This window comes from Acetobacter sp. A11-2, from assembly GCF_040208445.1.
GTDB lineage: Bacteria > Pseudomonadota > Alphaproteobacteria > Acetobacterales > Acetobacteraceae > Acetobacter > Acetobacter oryzoeni.
In genome coordinates, this window is the sequence record NZ_CP157843.1 from 1752955 (window position 1) to 1767617 (window position 14663).

At 56.2% G+C, this 14663-nt stretch carries 14 protein-coding genes and 1 pseudogene; 5 read left to right on the top strand and 10 right to left on the bottom strand.

Translation table 11 applies throughout. The annotated features are described in order from the left end of the window. Positions 1-91: 91 nt before the first annotated feature. The 4 genes and pseudogenes from crcB to ABNV41_RS08365 all read right to left on the bottom strand — a co-directional run bounded on the left by crcB (position 92) and on the right by ABNV41_RS08365 (position 3052). Positions 92-526 (bottom strand): fluoride efflux transporter CrcB, encoded by a 435-nt coding sequence (gene crcB / locus ABNV41_RS08350; RefSeq protein WP_003627014.1) that lies wholly within the window; start codon positions 524-526, stop codon positions 92-94. Between the two features lie 10 nt (positions 527-536). Continuing rightward, positions 537-1313, bottom strand: a complete 777-nt coding sequence (locus tag ABNV41_RS08355) for an SDR family NAD(P)-dependent oxidoreductase (RefSeq protein ID WP_050819344.1) — start codon at positions 1311-1313, stop codon at positions 537-539. A gap of 243 nt (positions 1314-1556) precedes the next feature. Then, a pseudogene (locus ABNV41_RS08360) lies at positions 1557-2406 on the bottom strand (IS481 family transposase); the annotation flags it as partial. Positions 2407-2542: 136 nt separating this feature from the next. After that, positions 2543-3052 carry an Rrf2 family transcriptional regulator gene (locus ABNV41_RS08365; RefSeq protein WP_080986753.1) on the bottom strand — a complete coding sequence of 170 codons (510 nt, stop codon included), beginning with the start codon at positions 3050-3052 and terminating at the stop codon, positions 2543-2545. An 81-nt stretch (positions 3053-3133) separates the two neighbouring features. Between ABNV41_RS08365 and ABNV41_RS08370 the strand changes: the two genes are divergently transcribed. Next, entirely contained in the window at positions 3134-3508 is a 375-nt protein-coding gene (locus ABNV41_RS08370) for a DUF488 domain-containing protein (protein ID WP_349934543.1), read from the top strand. A 363-nt stretch (positions 3509-3871) separates the two neighbouring features. Beyond that, positions 3872-4777 (top strand): formyltetrahydrofolate deformylase, encoded by a 906-nt coding sequence (purU, locus tag ABNV41_RS08375; protein ID WP_003627019.1) that lies wholly within the window; start codon positions 3872-3874, stop codon positions 4775-4777. A 91-nt stretch (positions 4778-4868) separates the two neighbouring features. On the opposite strand, the gene ABNV41_RS08380 is transcribed toward purU, so the two are convergent. After that, a complete protein-coding gene (locus ABNV41_RS08380; protein ID WP_050819342.1) occupies positions 4869-5189 on the bottom strand; it encodes a hypothetical protein in 321 nt (106 codons plus the stop codon). Between the two features lie 249 nt (positions 5190-5438). On the opposite strand from ABNV41_RS08380, the gene ABNV41_RS08385 reads away from it, so the two are divergent. The 3 genes from ABNV41_RS08385 to ABNV41_RS08395 all read left to right on the top strand — a co-directional run bounded on the left by ABNV41_RS08385 (position 5439) and on the right by ABNV41_RS08395 (position 7671). After that, the gene (locus tag ABNV41_RS08385; RefSeq protein ID WP_230844470.1) at positions 5439-5681 is read left to right on the top strand and encodes a hypothetical protein; all 243 of its coding nucleotides are present in this window, start codon (positions 5439-5441) and stop codon (positions 5679-5681) included. Next, positions 5621-5983: an RcnB family protein gene (locus ABNV41_RS08390; protein ID WP_230844469.1), complete on the top strand. Its 363-nt coding sequence runs from the start codon at positions 5621-5623 to the stop codon at positions 5981-5983. Before ABNV41_RS08385 ends, ABNV41_RS08390 begins: the two co-directional genes overlap by 61 nt. 302 nt (positions 5984-6285) lie before the next feature. Further along, a complete protein-coding gene (locus ABNV41_RS08395; RefSeq protein ID WP_012812390.1) occupies positions 6286-7671 on the top strand; it encodes an IS1380-like element IS1380A family transposase in 1386 nt (461 codons plus the stop codon). Between the two features lie 142 nt (positions 7672-7813). Here the strand turns inward: ABNV41_RS08395 and ABNV41_RS08400 are convergent, their stop codons facing one another. The 5 genes from ABNV41_RS08400 to ABNV41_RS08420 all read right to left on the bottom strand — a co-directional run bounded on the left by ABNV41_RS08400 (position 7814) and on the right by ABNV41_RS08420 (position 14598). Then, positions 7814-8863, bottom strand: coding sequence for a type I restriction endonuclease (locus ABNV41_RS08400; RefSeq protein WP_087651469.1), 1050 nt, complete (start codon positions 8861-8863; stop codon positions 7814-7816). A 118-nt stretch (positions 8864-8981) separates the two neighbouring features. Further along, positions 8982-9575 carry a nicotinamide riboside transporter PnuC gene (pnuC, locus tag ABNV41_RS08405; protein WP_050819340.1) on the bottom strand — a complete coding sequence of 198 codons (594 nt, stop codon included), beginning with the start codon at positions 9573-9575 and terminating at the stop codon, positions 8982-8984. Further along, complete coding sequence (locus ABNV41_RS08410) at positions 9575-10825, bottom strand: phosphotransferase enzyme family protein (protein WP_050819339.1); 1251 nt, start codon at positions 10823-10825, stop codon at positions 9575-9577. The genes pnuC and ABNV41_RS08410 overlap by 1 nt, the downstream gene beginning before the upstream one ends. A 2-nt stretch (positions 10826-10827) precedes the next feature. Continuing rightward, positions 10828-13329, bottom strand: coding sequence for a TonB-dependent receptor (locus ABNV41_RS08415; RefSeq protein ID WP_196332524.1), 2502 nt, complete (start codon positions 13327-13329; stop codon positions 10828-10830). 6 nt (positions 13330-13335) lie between these two features. Further along, positions 13336-14598, bottom strand: coding sequence for a sodium:proton antiporter (locus ABNV41_RS08420; protein WP_050819337.1), 1263 nt, complete (start codon positions 14596-14598; stop codon positions 13336-13338). Between the last annotated feature and the right edge of the window lie 65 nt (positions 14599-14663).

Below are 14663 nucleotides of genomic sequence, written 5' to 3' on the forward strand. Positions count from 1 at the left end.
TTTTTCCGCCGGGGTTTAAATAAAAAAAGCTGCGTTCCCTTTTACGGGCCGCAGCTTTTTTTGTGCCGGATTCTGCTTGCGGCAAACAGCGCTACACTTCTTCTTCCGTGTTGGTCTGCGCCACCAGAATGGCGTGGGAGTTCATGCGCGATGCCAGCATGTGCCCCACAGCCACCGCCCCAACAGAAAGCGTAACAGACAGCACCACATTCACCAGCGCACGGCCCCAGCCTCCAACGCGAATAAGATCCAGCGTTTGCAGGCTGAAGGAGGAAAACGTGGTGTATCCACCACATATGCCCAGCATGACAAACAGCCGCGTGGTTTCCGATACCGGATACCGGCCAGATGCCAGCGTAAGCGTGCCAAAAAAGCCGATTACAAAGGAGCCCACCATGTTCACACCAATAATGGTGCCCCACGGAATATACCGGCTGATAGGCGCTGTAAGAACAGAAACAAAATAGCGCGCCAACGTGCCCAGCGCGCCCCCGAGCATAACGATCAGACAGGAATAGAAAGACATAAAGGAAACCTTACTCCGCCATTGTGCGATCCACCGCCAAACCGGCAGAGGCCTGGCAGGTGGGCATCATTTCCACATGGTTGATGTTCACATGTGCAGGCAGGCTTAAAACCCATGCCACCGTCTGGGCAATATCTTCGGGCAAAAGCGGGTGCGTGCCTTTGTAAACATCCTCGGCCTTGGTGGCGTCTCCCAACCGCACCTGGCTGAACTCACTGCCGCCACACAGGCCGGGGGCAATGGTGGTGGCGCGCACCTGCTTGCCCAGCAGATCGCTGCGCAAATTGCGCATGAACTGATCAACAAACGCCTTGGAAGCCCCATACACGTTGGAACCGGGGTACGGATACGTGCCCGCCGTGCTGCCAAGGGCCACAACATGCCCCCAGTTACGCGCCACCATGCCGGGCAGCAGCGCGCGCGTAATTTCCACCATGCCGGTTACGTTGGTGGCTATCATGCGCTGCCAGTCTTGCAGGTTGGTTTCCCACGCTTTTTCCAGCCCCAGCGCCAGCCCTGCGTTGTTTACCAGCACGTCCACCTCCTGCCAGCCTGCGGGCAGGCTTTGCGGCAGGGCGGCAAGAGCGGGGGCGTCTGTCATATCCAGCTTAAACGGCAAAATCTTGCCCTTGGCTTGGGCGGCCAGTTCCTCCAGCCTTTCCTGCCTACGGCCTGTGGCAATAACGCGGTAGCCCTGCTGGGCCAAAAGCAGCGCAATGGCATGCCCAAATCCGGCGGTGGCACCCGTTACCAAAACTGTTTGTGGTTGCTTGCGTGTCATACCCATAGCCCTTTTTTGTGCATGAAACGGGGCGAGCCCCAAAGCAGGAAAGCCGCAGCAATGGGCGTGCGCCATGCTTCCCGCAGTGTTTGCAACTGTAGGGCAAGGTGTCAGGTTGTGAGACGTCATTGGCGTAATCAAGGATTTCGTCGACCTGTTTCATGATGTCACGACCAGCCGGTTTGATATAGTCTTGATTACGTGACGCGGGATGTTTTTCAAGCCATGAGATGATGCATTGGGCGGGAGCGATGCCGCCCAGAACACGCTGCGGGCGATGATTGTAGGCGAAACAGAAGCCTCTGAGCAGAATTTCCAGATCTTCATGGTTTGAGACACAGACCTGCAGTACTTCTGTAGCGACACGGCCATTGAAGCGTTCCACCATTCCATTGGTCTGAGGGGAGTAAGCCTTGGTCCGGCGTCGGTCGATTCCCATGTCATGACAGGCTTTTTCGAAGGCGTCCGCTGTAAAGCAGGAGCCACGATCGGTCAGGATATGGGTGATCCGGAAAGGAAAGGCCGATTTGACGGCATTGAGGAAATCAACGGAATTATCCGCATTTTCCGCGTCATAAACAGCCAGGTGCACTGAACGGGAACAGCGATCGATGGCGACATACAGAAAACGTTTCCGCCGGTCCCCATCTGCTGTCTGTAATTTTGGCAGATGTTTCACATCGATATGGACATAACCGGGATCGTAATCGCGGAACTTTCCCTGTCCCCGAACTGGTCCGGCCTTTGGAACAGGAGGCAGCCTGTTCAATCCGGCGTCTTTCAGTATCCGCCAGATATTGTCCCGGTTCAGATGCGGCAGGAAATGCCGTAAGACAAAGGTCAGATCATCCAGACCAAAACCGGTAGAACGCCGAAGCTGACAGACAATGGCGCGCTCCTCCTCCGAGGCTTTCCAGGCCAGCCTCCAGGGACGGCTGCTGCGGTCCTGACAGGCGTCCGAACCACGCCTGCGCCACTTGCGGACTGTTTCATCGCTGATCCCGTAGCGTCTGGCGAGCACGGATGTCGGTTCTGACGAACGAGCTATCTCAGCCCGGACAGCCGGTGTCGTGCGTGCCTGTGGGTGGATCTGAAGCATCATTCGGTCTCCCTGCAAACGGAAGAAAACAACGAAGCATAACGCGGTATCGCCCACGCTACATCATCCCAATGACGTCTCACAACCTGACAGCAAGGCGGGGCAAGTTTCAAAGCGCCATCCTGCGGGGTGGGTTTTAAGGGGGTGTGGGCGTGCTCAGCTTGGCTTCGGCATCCTGCAATATCTGGCGTTCCGAGGTGTGCAGCATGTCTGCCAAGGTGCGACTATCCAGCACCGCCATAAACGCATCCAGCGCCTCACCCAACGCGCCGCGCAAATGGCACGCGCGGGAGAGCAGACATTCCGTGCTGCCCGCCACACCGGGGGAAGGTGACATGCAGCTTACCAGCGCCATATCATCTTCCGTATGGCGCACCACATCGCCAATACGAATATCCTGCGGCGCACGGCCCAGCATCAGCCCACCGCCTCTGCCGCGCAGCGTATCTATAAACCCACCCCGGCCCAGATGATGAATGATCTTGACCAGATGGTTTTCTGAAATGCCATACACCCGCGCAATCTCCTTAATAGAAACGCGGCGGTTGGTGTGCACGGCCAGATAAAGCAACGTGCGCAGGGCATAATCTGTGTGCAGTGTCAGACGCATGGGGCCTTTTACACCATGATGGGCTGGTATGCCCATTCATCTCTTTAAGATGCCTTAAAAACACATCTTAAATCAGACCTCAAACCCACAAGCCCCTTGCCGCAACCAGAGGCCCCAATGCCCCATCAGCCCGATATCCGCATCCGCCGTGTGTATGAAGCCGCCCAGCCAGATGATGGCGCCCGCGTGCTGGTGGATAGGCTATGGCCACGCGGCATTAGCAAGGAGCGCGCTGCCCTCACCCTATGGCTGAAGGACTTTGCCCCTTCCACCGCCCTGCGCCAGTGGTTTGCGCATGACCCCGCAAAGTGGGAAGGCTTTTGCCAACACTATACAGCAGAATTAAACGCCAACCCTCAGGCCGTGCACCAACTGGAAGATCTGGCCCGCAAAGGCCGCATCACCCTGCTATTTGGCGCGCGCGATGTGGCACATAACGAGGCCGTGGTGCTGGCCGCCTACATGGCTGCCCATCTGCCCCACCGCACATAAAAAAACCCGCACACCCCCTGCCGGAGAACAAAGCGGGAAACGCGGGAAAACACTATAGGCACGCTGCCTTCCACAAAACTATCCACAGGCTTTTCCCACATTCTCTCCCCGTTTTCTGTGGATAAGATTTGTTACAGAGCAGGAGAACAAACGTTCAGAATCGGCTGTTTTCTGGGATTTTTAGAGATTCGTTTTATGACAAGAGCAGAATCAGCTTGACCTGAAAAAAACATGACGAGTCGGGCTTGCCACGATTCATCCACAGGCCATCCACACAATTTGCCCAACGCCCCACCGGTTATAAACAGGTGGCAACACAAGCTATTGCGCAGCCCCCTGTGCACTGGCACAAGATGAGGCCCATTGCGCCCCCGCGCCCTTTATACAGGCCCAGTAGAAGAACAAAGGAGCATACGCCAGCGCATGCAGTTTATTCTTACTTTTTCCTGCCCGGACCAGCCCGGCATTGTTGCGGCTGTTACATCCGTTCTGGCAGAGCGAGGTGCGGACATAACCGAAACCCACCAGTTCAGCAACCGGGAATCTGGCACTTTGTTCATGCGGCTGGCCTTTAATGCGCCCGCGCCGGGTGGTTTGGCAGAAATAAATGATGTTCTGGCCCCCGTGGCCAAACACTTTGGCATGAACATGCGCCTGCATGATGCCGCCGTGCTGCCGCGCATTATCATTATGGTGTCTCGCTTTGATCATGCGCTGCTTAACCTGCTGTATCAGGTGCGTGTGGGCTGGCTTAAGGCGGATATTGTGGCCATTGTTTCTAACCACACAGATAGTGCCGCCACGGCAGAACAGGCGGGCATTCCCTATTACTGCTGGCCCGTAAACAAGCAGAACAAGGCCGAGCAGGAAGACAAGCTGCGCGCTCTTATAAAAGAAACAAAAGCCGATTTAGTGGTGCTGGCCCGCTACATGCAGGTGCTTTCGGATTCGCTGAGTGCAGAACTAAGTGGGCGGGTAATTAACATCCACCATTCCTTCCTGCCCTCCTTCAAAGGGGCCAAGCCGTACCATCAGGCCTATGCACGTGGGGTAAAGCTAATTGGCGCCACCGCCCATTACGTAACGGCGGACTTGGATGAAGGCCCGATTATCGAGCAGGAAACCGCGCGGGTTACGCACAACCTCTCGGTGGAAGATTACATTGCCACGGGCCGGGGTGTGGAATCGCAAGTGCTGGCGCGGGCGGTGAAGATGCACGTTGAACATCGGGTTATGATCAACGGCCATCGCACTGTGGTGTTTGCCTAAAACACCCAAAGGCGACTACCCCATAAAAAAAGGCGCCCCGGATGGAGCGCCTTTTCTTGTATGCAGCCCGTAAGGGCCACATGCAGCAGAATTAGTTGCTGCTGTTGTTGTCGCCACCGTTCGGGCCACCGTGTTCACCACCCGGGCCGCCATGTTCGCCACCGGGGCCACCGTGTTCACCACCAAAGTTGCCCTGCTGGCCACGGTCACCACGTTCGCCGCGTTCACCACCCTGCTGGCCACGATCACCGCGGTCACCACGATCGCCACGGTTTTCATCACCACGGCCGTTCTGGTTGTCACCATTTTCGTTGTGCTTGTGTTCGTGCTTGTGGTGGTGGCTGCTTTCTGCGTGAGAAGCAACCGGCATAGCAACACCCAGAGCAGCAAGCAGGAAAAGAGCTTTTTTCATCGTTAACAATACTTTCGTTCAATATGTTTGGCACCGCACTTGGCAGTGCGTGTCAGAAATGAAGCTAGGAAAGAATTGAGACAAAATAAAGGCTGACAGACATACGTTATGTTAATTTGATTTATGCTCTGCATTGCACCGCACTCATGCCGCCTGCCTTTACCCCTTATATATGTGTTTGAAAGCAGGAACGTAATTCTGCCACAAGCGTATGGGAAAAACAGACGTATTGAAGCATAGAGGTTTGACATGAAATTCCGTTATCTTGCAGCCGCTGCCATGATGGGCGTGATGTGTGCATCCGCCCCCCTTCATGCCGAACCACAGTTTAACGGCCCCGGCGGCCGTGGTGGCCCACAGGGCGGCCCAAACGGTGGCCCCGGTGGTGGCGCCATGCACGGTGGCCAGCGTGTGGCGGCCCCGGCCCGGCCATGCACAACAACCGCCCCGGCCGTGGTGGCCCCGCACGTGGTGGTGACAACTTTGACATGAACCGCACCTGGCGGAAGGGAGACCGCTACGATGGCCCCCGTAATGACCGCTGGATTGTGCGCAACTGGCAGGGCCAGCGCGGCCTGTATGCCCCGCCATCTGGCTATTACTGGATGCGCTATGGCAACCAGTTTCTGCTAACATCCCTTACCACGGGCATTATTGCCGGTGTTGTAAGTGCCACCATTGGGGCCGTTGCCACCCCCGCAACACCCACCTATGCCGCCCCAACCTACGCAACACCGGGCTACGCCGCCCCCGGTTATGCAGCACCCGGATACGCGGCACCGGGCGGTTACTGAAACCTACATAACCATGCAGCAGCCCCGCCCTTGTTAAAGAGCGGGGCTGCCGTATCTACCAGCTTTTCGTGTAGGTTACCGTTTTATGAAATCTATTTTGCATATCCTAGAGCTTCGGCTTTTTCTCTGAAGACACTTAGCAATTTGTCATCAATATCAGAGATATTATCGGTAGAGATTTCTCCGCCCGCCTGCTCTCCAAAATCGACGCGGAAATCTCACAGAAGGGTTGTACATCGGGTTAGATTATGAAAAAGTCTGTTTTGTAGAAAAGAAATTTCCATAATCATCAAGAAAACCCGATGCAGACAGAGTGTAGCGCAGGCGCGTATGAGTTTCCAGCCTCCTGTGGACGGCGTGTTGTGGCCCGTTTTGACGGGGGTCGCATGAGTTCGGATGGGGGCGTCATTCTGGTGAAGCAGGCTGATGACATTCTGGGGCTCAGCCGCCGCTTTGCTGCCTGTTTTCGCGATAAGCGGCATCCCGGCTTTGTGGAATACCGGGTTGAAGACCTTGTCCGTCAGCGGATCATGGGCCTGGCACTGGGCTATGAAGATCTCAATGATCACGATGCCCTGCGGCATGACCTGATCTTTGGTCTGGCCTCGGGTCGTCTGTCAGGAGGCCGGGCAAACTGCGCAGCATTGGCTGGCAAATCTACACTGAACCGGTTGGAGCGCAGTGGGCACAAGGCAGATCGTTACTGTCGGATCATTGCTGATCATGAGGCCCTGGCTACCCTGTTCGTCACGCTCTTCCTTGACCAGCATGAGCACGCACCCGCCCGGATCGTTCTGGATGTGGATGCCACCGATGACCGTATCCATGGCCATCAGGAAGGCCGCGCCTTTCATGGATATTACGGCCATAACTGCTATCTTCCCCTGTATGTCTTCTGCGGGGACCATCTCCTCAGCGCTACCCTGCGCACGGCAGACAGGGACCCGGGGAAGGAAGCACTGGCAGACATCCGCCGGATCGTCGAGCAGATCAGGAGCCGTTGGCCCCGGGTGCGTATCCTGGTGCGTGGGGACAGCGGTTTCGCCCGGGACAGTCTGATGACATGGTGCGAAGACAACCACGTTGACTTCCTGTTCGGGCTTGCAGGCAACACCCGCCTGTATGACCGGATTGCCTCTTTGTCCGCTGAGGTTCGTGACGAAGCCGCCACGACAGGCAGAGCTGCGCGCGGTTTCGCCTCCTTTGACTGGATCACAAAGGACAGCTGGACGCGCCGCAGGCGGGTCGTGGCCAAGGCCGAATGGCGCCACGGCAACCGCTATCATCGCTTCATTGTCACCACCCTACCGCAGGGAATGTCCGACCCCCGCCATCTCTACGAACAGATTTACTGCGCACGCGGGGATATGGAAAACCGCATCAAGGAATGCCAGATGGATCTGTTCTCAGACAGGACCTCGTCCCACACCATCCGGGCCAACCAGCTCCGGCTGTGGTTCTCGGCCGCAGCCTATGTCCTGCTGACCGCTCTGCAAAGACTGGCCCTTGGCCAGACCAGCCTGGAGACGGCGACCTGTGGCACCATACGCGCACGGCTGCTCAAAATCGCGACACGTGTAACGCTCAGCGTCCGTCGGATTGTCCTGTCCATGCCGGACATGTTCCCCTGTCAGCATGAATTCGCCCTCGCTCATGCACGATTGCGAAGGCTCCGGCAGGCCATCTGAAGAAACAGACAGTGCACAGACCACATAGCTTCCACCAACACTGCCTTCTCAGGCCGTGACACCCTCACTGCGTTCAGAACCCGCCGCCAGAAGCAGAATATCGTCAATATTCCAGATCGGGCTCCTGTGGTATGACTGAATTCTACAAAATGACCCGAAATTGCCTCAAGTGTGAGAAATCCGCGTCGAACGTATAAGTTTTTTCTTTTCCTTCATAAAAATCGAACATTCTGCCGGCACGTTCTTTTTTGTAAAATACGACAAATTTTCCTTTAAAATTCTTAAATCCTATTTCCTGAATGGACTTAAACAGATCTTCTGTATCTGAAAGAAACGCCAATCTGCTTTTTACATATTCAAAAACATCATTTTCCAGCTTGGTTGGCTCCAGCACATCAGTAAGCTTGGCTTCAACATCCGCTTTAACTGGTTCTGGCAATGCGGCCTTATCTGTTTCTTTTTCTTTCTGGGGCAGATCCAGCCGTTCCAGTATTCTGATATTTACAAACTCTCTAAACGCACTTTTTGTCAGTTCCGTATATTCGGTCATCGCCTTGGCGCGTGCGTGTTTGATGCCGATATTTTGCAAAAGTATCCGAACAAAATCTTCCGATGGCGATGCAGATAAATCTTCAATCTGCTGCACCAGATTCTGGAAAACAATTTTCCTTTTTGCTTCTGCACCAATGTTTTCAGGGTCAAAATTGGTTTTCTGCAGGCTTTTCAGACCATCCACTACAGAATCTTCAATTTTGCCTTTGGCAATATCATTCAGGTCAAAAGTTAAAAATGCATGCATGTCCATAATATTTGGCTCATCAGAATCCGCATAGAATTCATAAATCAAGCCATCTGTAATCACGCCCAGCTTAATAGTTTGCGCCGCATTGAAGTAAGACTTCAACTGCCCTCTTTCATCTTTAAGAGATGTACCTAATGCTTTGCATTCTATGGCTATAACGGGAATATGGTTTCTTAAAATCGCATAATCAACTTTGTTTTTATATTTATCTGAAAAATCAGCGTGATGTTCCGGGCATACTTCATCCGGGTTTGTAATATCGTACCCCAGAAACTGTAAAAATGGTAAAATAAGAAACATTTTTGTTGCTTCTTCATTTTTACATCTTGATGAAATGCGCACCATCTTTTCAGAGAAATTTTTGAACTTCTGCCTAAAATCTTCCGACATCACGGATTTCCTGTAGAATTTTTACACAATATGCGCATTGCGTATTTTTCTACAAAAATCAAATCAACCCGGCTAAGCGATAAATGATTTTCTGGAATTATATATTCTTTACAGTGTGTTAATCATTTTCGATCAAATGAGATCTATTTAAAGTTTTCCCTTCCGCCACACCGCGCCACTGCCGCCAGCCCTGTACGGCAAGGCCTATAAAGGCCGCGTACAGCACGGCGGTTACAAACAGCCTGCGCTGCACAAACAGCAGCGCGTACAAAACATCCACCACAATCCATAACACCCAGCAGGCGCGGTAGCGCTTGGCTGTCCATATCTGGCCCAGCACGCTGTATGCACTCAGCCCGGCATCAGAAAGGGGCATGGGGTCATCCGTTATGGCACGCAGGGTCAGCCCCAATGTCAAACCGGCCACGGCTGTTATGCCGGTATCTCGCCACAGGGTTTGAGATGTTGGGGTGGCAATACGCACCTGCCCGCTTTCCTGCACACCGCGCAGCCAGCACCACAACCCGTACAGCGCCAAAGCTGCAAACACGCCCTGCAAAGCGGCATCTGCATATAAATGGTCCTGCGCAAACACCACGCCATACATTACGGATGCCAAAAGCATAACCGGCCAGCACCACACCGTTCTGCGCCCCGTAAGCCACACGCCCAAAGCGCTGGCAATGGCCGCCAGCCATTCCAACCCGGACACTACGCCTGCCCCGCCAGCAAGGCTGGCAAACGGGCCAGCAGTTCCCGCCCCTCCTGCGCCTGCGCAAACCACCGGGCATGGCCAAGCAGATACTCGGTATAGGCCACCTCGGCCGAGGCCTCATCTTGCAGCAGTGTTCCAAAATATGCTGTTTCAGACAGCGCAAATTCCACATGCACCAATGGCAGAAACGCCACCACCTGCGCACGCTCCGCCCCACTTAAAGGCCGAATGTGCTGATACCCCGCCACAAACGCGGCAAGCTGGTCCCACACCACCACATGCGCAGCCTGCTGCGCTGTTGCGCCACAGCTTGGCAAGGCCAGCCAATCTACCATGGCGCGCTCTATGGCCACGGCCACATCAAACGCGGCACAGGTGCGGTCTGCCATGCCAAAATCCAGCACGGTAACAGGCGTGTTTGCATGCCAGAACAGGTTGGAAGGGTGCCAATCTCCATGCCCCCAAGCGGGTTTTACGCCGGGCAATAACGGGCGCAGATGCTCATGAAACGGCAAAACATCCCGCGCCACATCCTGCTGCCACGGGCGGTTGGCCAATGCCGCCACCAGCCCCGGCTGCCGCGCCACCCACTGTTGCAGTGCAGTTGTAAAATCTGCTTGCCCCACCACACACATGCTGGAAACAAGCGGCACCACCGGGGCGGTTTTATCTGCTACATTCGCGCTGCGTTCCGGGGCTGTGTAATCCGCCGCGGCCTTGTGCAGTTGCGCCAGTGCTGCCCCCGCCGCATGGGCCTGCGCGGTGGAGAAATACGGCTTCCAGGACATCACATCCCGGTAAGTATCTTCCCCCTTGGCGGAAAGGAAAACCTCGTACGTCCAGTTGCCAAGTTCCAGCGCGGTGTGCCCGTCATGCAGGGCCAATGCGGGGCATACGGGCAGCCCCTTGCTGGCCAGATGGCGAATAAAGGCGTGTTCCTGCTCCAGCATGGTGGCACTGCGCAGGGCACGCGCATGGCGTTTGAGCACACAGCTTGTCACCCGCGCTATCTGCCCGCCTGCGTTGGCACCTCCGGCGCTGGCAGAAACCTCCCCCGCAAGCTGCACCACACAGGCGGCAGAAAACGGGCGCATGCTGTGCCATACAACGTCCCGCGCAGGGGGCATGTTGGCAAAATGTGCGAGCACATCAGAAACTTCATCAAGCGTCAGGCATGGCCAGTCCCGCTTTTCCTGCACACCGTGTACACCAAACTGCGCCGTATTCTGGGGGGAAGGATCTGCCACGCCTAAAACCCGGTGGAGGCTGTAAACAAAGCCGCAAACCCGCCGCCAATGTAATAGTCCGGGGCCTGCCCGGCTATGGTAGTGCCGTAGCGGCCCTGCGTATCATGCGCGTTCATGGTGGGGTCTGCCACGCCGGAAAGGTAATGCTGGTTGGTGATGTTAATAAAGTTCATGCGGAACTCCGGCCGATGCAGCACGGAAACATCATTCATCCGATACCCCAGCGCCAGATTGCCCGTAACATGGCTGGGCATGCGCTCATCATTCATGAAAGTTGCGTATTGGTGACCGGTGTATTTTACGGTCATCACGCCAAAAAAGTGCCCGTCATCATAGGTCAGGCCTGCGGCGGCCTGTAGCGTGGGGCTGCGCACGGCGCGTTTGCCACGTGTGGGCAGCAGGTCTCCGCCCGAATACAAATCATTATCAATGGTGGCGTGCAGATATTCGCCCGAAAGATAGGGGCTGATGTGGTGCCACGGGCGCAAACCTATTTCCACATCCACCCCGCGAGATGTCTGCCCGCCCGCATTGATGGTGGAATCCACCGGGGCGCCATTTATCATGGCTAACGTGGCAATCTGGCGGTTTGTGAAGTTATAGTTAAATAACGTCAGGCTGCCCACAACGCGGCTGCCTGCGTAACGGTAGCCCAGTTCCTCCGCTATGGAGTATTCGTTTTTCAGGCTGGATGTGCCCTTTTGCGTTATGGCGCCAGATGTGGGGTCATACGCATCATACAAGGCGGGTTCTGCCGGGGTGCGGAAGTTGGTGGTGGCATTGAAAAACACCTGATGTTCCGGCGTAATCTGAAAACGCACACCAAAGCGCGGCAGGGGCACGGCGGTGTTCATGTTGGCATGGTAAGGCGCGCCCGGCACGGCGTTTGTGCCTGTGCGCGAGAACATCACTTCCTTAAAACCTGCTGTTAGCAACAGCCGATCATGCAACAGCGAAACCCGATCCCCCACAAACAGCGCATTGGTTTGCGAGATAGTGTGGTTGCTGGCCCCCAGCAGCATGTTGCCATCGGCCAGCGTAATGGGCCGCCCGCCCCATATGCTGCCCGCATTGCCGCTGCCATTTACGGCGGCAAAGGTTTCGCGCTCGGTGTCATCTCCGTAATCATACCAGTAGCCTAGCACCAGATCATTCACGCCGCGCTTCCATTCCAGCGCAGATGTAAAACCGGAGCGAAAGCTGCGCTGTGTGTAATCTGCCCGCACCGTGCTGTAGCCATCTGCCGTTACGGGCAGATCCAGCACATCGGGCACGGCCTGTGTGCCGTTATACAGGCCGGATGTGGGCAACTGTGTGCCGCCTGCGGCATTGCCATACGCACCTTGCGCATAGGGTGTAACATGCAGGCTTAGCCCCTCCGCCAATGTAAACAGCAAGGGCGCGGCCAGATACAGCGTGCGTTCCGGCTGGCGAGAAAGCCGCCAGTAGTCTGAACCACCGTAATCATCATCAGCATGGAAGTGCCTGTCCAGATTATTGGGGCCGCCTATGCCGTACGTGCGCCAGTCATCCTTGCTGACCTGTGGGTAGTAGCTGTCTACCGCCTGGTTCCAGGATCCTAACAGCCCCGCGCTGTTGCCTTGGCCCCATGTTTTTTCCAGCTTGAAATCAACATGCTGGCGCTCATCCCGCCCGGCGCCGCGCCAGTTATCCGTGGCGCTATGAGAATAGGACACAAAGCCCCGCAGGCCGGTATTATGCCCGATCTCGCCCGTATCCAGCCGCAGGAACTCGCGGTTGGTATCGTAAGAGCCGTAGGAGGCACTGAACTGCCCGCCAGCCTTTTCTGCCGGCGTGCGAAAACGCAGCTTCATCAGCCCGCCAGCGGCGTTCATCACCGGGCTGTCCAGATCGGGAGATCCCTGTTGCAGGGCAATGCTTTCGTAATTCTCGCTATCTGCAAACTGGCTGGGGTAGCCGGTGTAATAGGCAATATCGTTTAGCGGCATGCCTTCCAGCACGTAGCCTATGGCATCTCCATTCATGCCGCGCACGCTGATATTGGTTTGCGGTGAAAACCCAAACGGGTCTGACCCACTTACATTTGCGCCCGGCAGTTGGGAAACCAGCTCAAACGCCGTGGCGGTGGGGGATTGCAGGCGGATGTATTCCTGCCCCACCACGCTTTGGGCCTGTGGTTCAGATTGCGGGTGTATCAGCCCGCCCCCGGCGCTGGCATGCAGCGGGTTGGCACGTACTATTACCACCTGCGGGCGGCCAGAAGCCTGCACCGGCGCGCCCAGCACCTTGGGGGCTGTGGGGGCCGCATGTGCAGTTGCAGGTGCAGCCGTATGCTGGGCGGCTTTTTGCCCTGCAGGTGGTGTAGAAACAGCCTGCGCCCACGCAGCCCCAACCGGCCACGCCATGCCAGAAAGCAGCGTGCCAGAGGCCAGCGCACAGGCCATCCACCACCGTTGGCGGCAACAGCGCCGCACCGTGGGGGCCGCACACCAGCACACCTTACGTTGTATTAAGGCGGACATCCGGTTTTATCCCTCCGCCGCACCAAGGCGCACCTGCCGCACCACGCGCTCCATTGTTAACCCCTGCACTAAAATAGTGAACACAACCACCGCATAACACACTGCAAGCAGCACATCACGCATAGGCCCGTGTTCCAGGCTTAACGCAAGGGCGATGGAAATACCGCCACGCAGGCCGCCCCATGTCATAATGGCCAAAACCCGCCAGCGTTGTGAATCGCGCAAATACACGGGCAGCATGGCCAGCAGCACGCTTAACGCCCGCACGGTAATGGAAAGCGGAATGGCCAGAACAGCCGCCAGCAATACCGGCACACGTATGGGCACGCTGAGCACATAAAACCCTATCAGCACAAACAAGCAGGCGTTCAGCACCTCATCCACCATCATCCAGAAATTGCGGATTTCACGCTGCCCGTGCTGGCTGAGCGCCCCCAATGCGCGGGGCATGCCCAAGGCCAGCCCGGCCGTAACAGCCGCCACGGGGCCAGAAACTTCCAGCATTTTGGCAAGGCTGTACACCCCGCTGGCAAGAGAGATGGAAATAAGCAGTTCAAGATGTGCATCTGTTACCAGCCGGATGCACCATACCGCCAAACACCCGCACAAAAAGCCCAGCAGCAGGCCGCCGCCTACCTCCTGCACCATCTGCCACACCAAATCCCCCAACGGGCCAATGGTGCCTGCCTCTGCCAGTTGCACCGCCACGGCAAACACCACAACGCCCACGCCATCGTTAAACAGGCTTTCCCCCGCAAAAATGGCCTGTACTCTGGGCGGCAGGCCCAAACGGCGCAGCATGCCCACAACAGAAACCGGATCTGTTGGCGCCAGAATGGCCCCCAGCACCACGCACCACGGCAGGGAAACCGCAAGCCCCACCAGCGGAAACGCCATCCACATACCCATGGCAAACAGCGCCACGGCCAGCATTGTACCCAAAAGTGCCAGCGCCAGAATGGAAAAACGGTTCTGCCAGAGCTCGCGCTGATCTACCGATTGTGCGCCCGCAAACAGCAGGAATGATAAAGCCCCATCCAGCAAGGTGGCGGGCAGATTTATGCTATCCAGCACCGCGCGGGCGGCATCCATGCGGGGCATGGGCACGGCTTGCTCCAGAAAAAGCAAAACCGTGGCCACCCCCAAAGCCTGTGCCGTAATGCCAATAGTGGTGGGCAGATGCAGGTAGCGGTGGTTGATAATGGCAAAAGCTGTTGCCAGTGTGATCACAATGGCAAACAGCGCCAGCGGATTGAAAAAAGGCGGCATGAGCGGTTTCCAGTCTGATCAGACAGGCTGATGACGAATGCAAACCAGAAAACCGCAAAACCGGA

Excerpts from the sequence above, each read along its gene's own strand:
- ABNV41_RS08390 (WP_230844469.1), top strand. The coding sequence starts at position 5,621 with ATGCACAACAACCGCCCCGGCCGTGGTGGCCCCGCACGTGGTGGTGAC.
- ABNV41_RS08365 (WP_080986753.1), bottom strand. The coding sequence starts at position 3,052 with ATGGGCATACCAGCCCATCATGGTGTAAAAGGCCCCATGCGTCTGACA.
- ABNV41_RS08370 (WP_349934543.1), top strand. The coding sequence starts at position 3,134 with ATGCCCCATCAGCCCGATATCCGCATCCGCCGTGTGTATGAAGCCGCC.
- ABNV41_RS08385 (WP_230844470.1), top strand. The coding sequence starts at position 5,439 with ATGAAATTCCGTTATCTTGCAGCCGCTGCCATGATGGGCGTGATGTGT.
- ABNV41_RS08355 (WP_050819344.1), bottom strand. The coding sequence starts at position 1,313 with ATGGGTATGACACGCAAGCAACCACAAACAGTTTTGGTAACGGGTGCC.
- ABNV41_RS08400 (WP_087651469.1), bottom strand. The coding sequence starts at position 8,863 with ATGTCGGAAGATTTTAGGCAGAAGTTCAAAAATTTCTCTGAAAAGATG.
- ABNV41_RS08420 (WP_050819337.1), bottom strand. The coding sequence starts at position 14,598 with ATGCCGCCTTTTTTCAATCCGCTGGCGCTGTTTGCCATTGTGATCACA.
- ABNV41_RS08395 (WP_012812390.1), top strand. The coding sequence starts at position 6,286 with ATGCAGACAGAGTGTAGCGCAGGCGCGTATGAGTTTCCAGCCTCCTGT.
- ABNV41_RS08415 (WP_196332524.1), bottom strand. The coding sequence starts at position 13,329 with ATGTCCGCCTTAATACAACGTAAGGTGTGCTGGTGTGCGGCCCCCACG.
- crcB (WP_003627014.1), bottom strand. The coding sequence starts at position 526 with ATGTCTTTCTATTCCTGTCTGATCGTTATGCTCGGGGGCGCGCTGGGC.
- ABNV41_RS08380 (WP_050819342.1), bottom strand. The coding sequence starts at position 5,189 with ATGAAAAAAGCTCTTTTCCTGCTTGCTGCTCTGGGTGTTGCTATGCCG.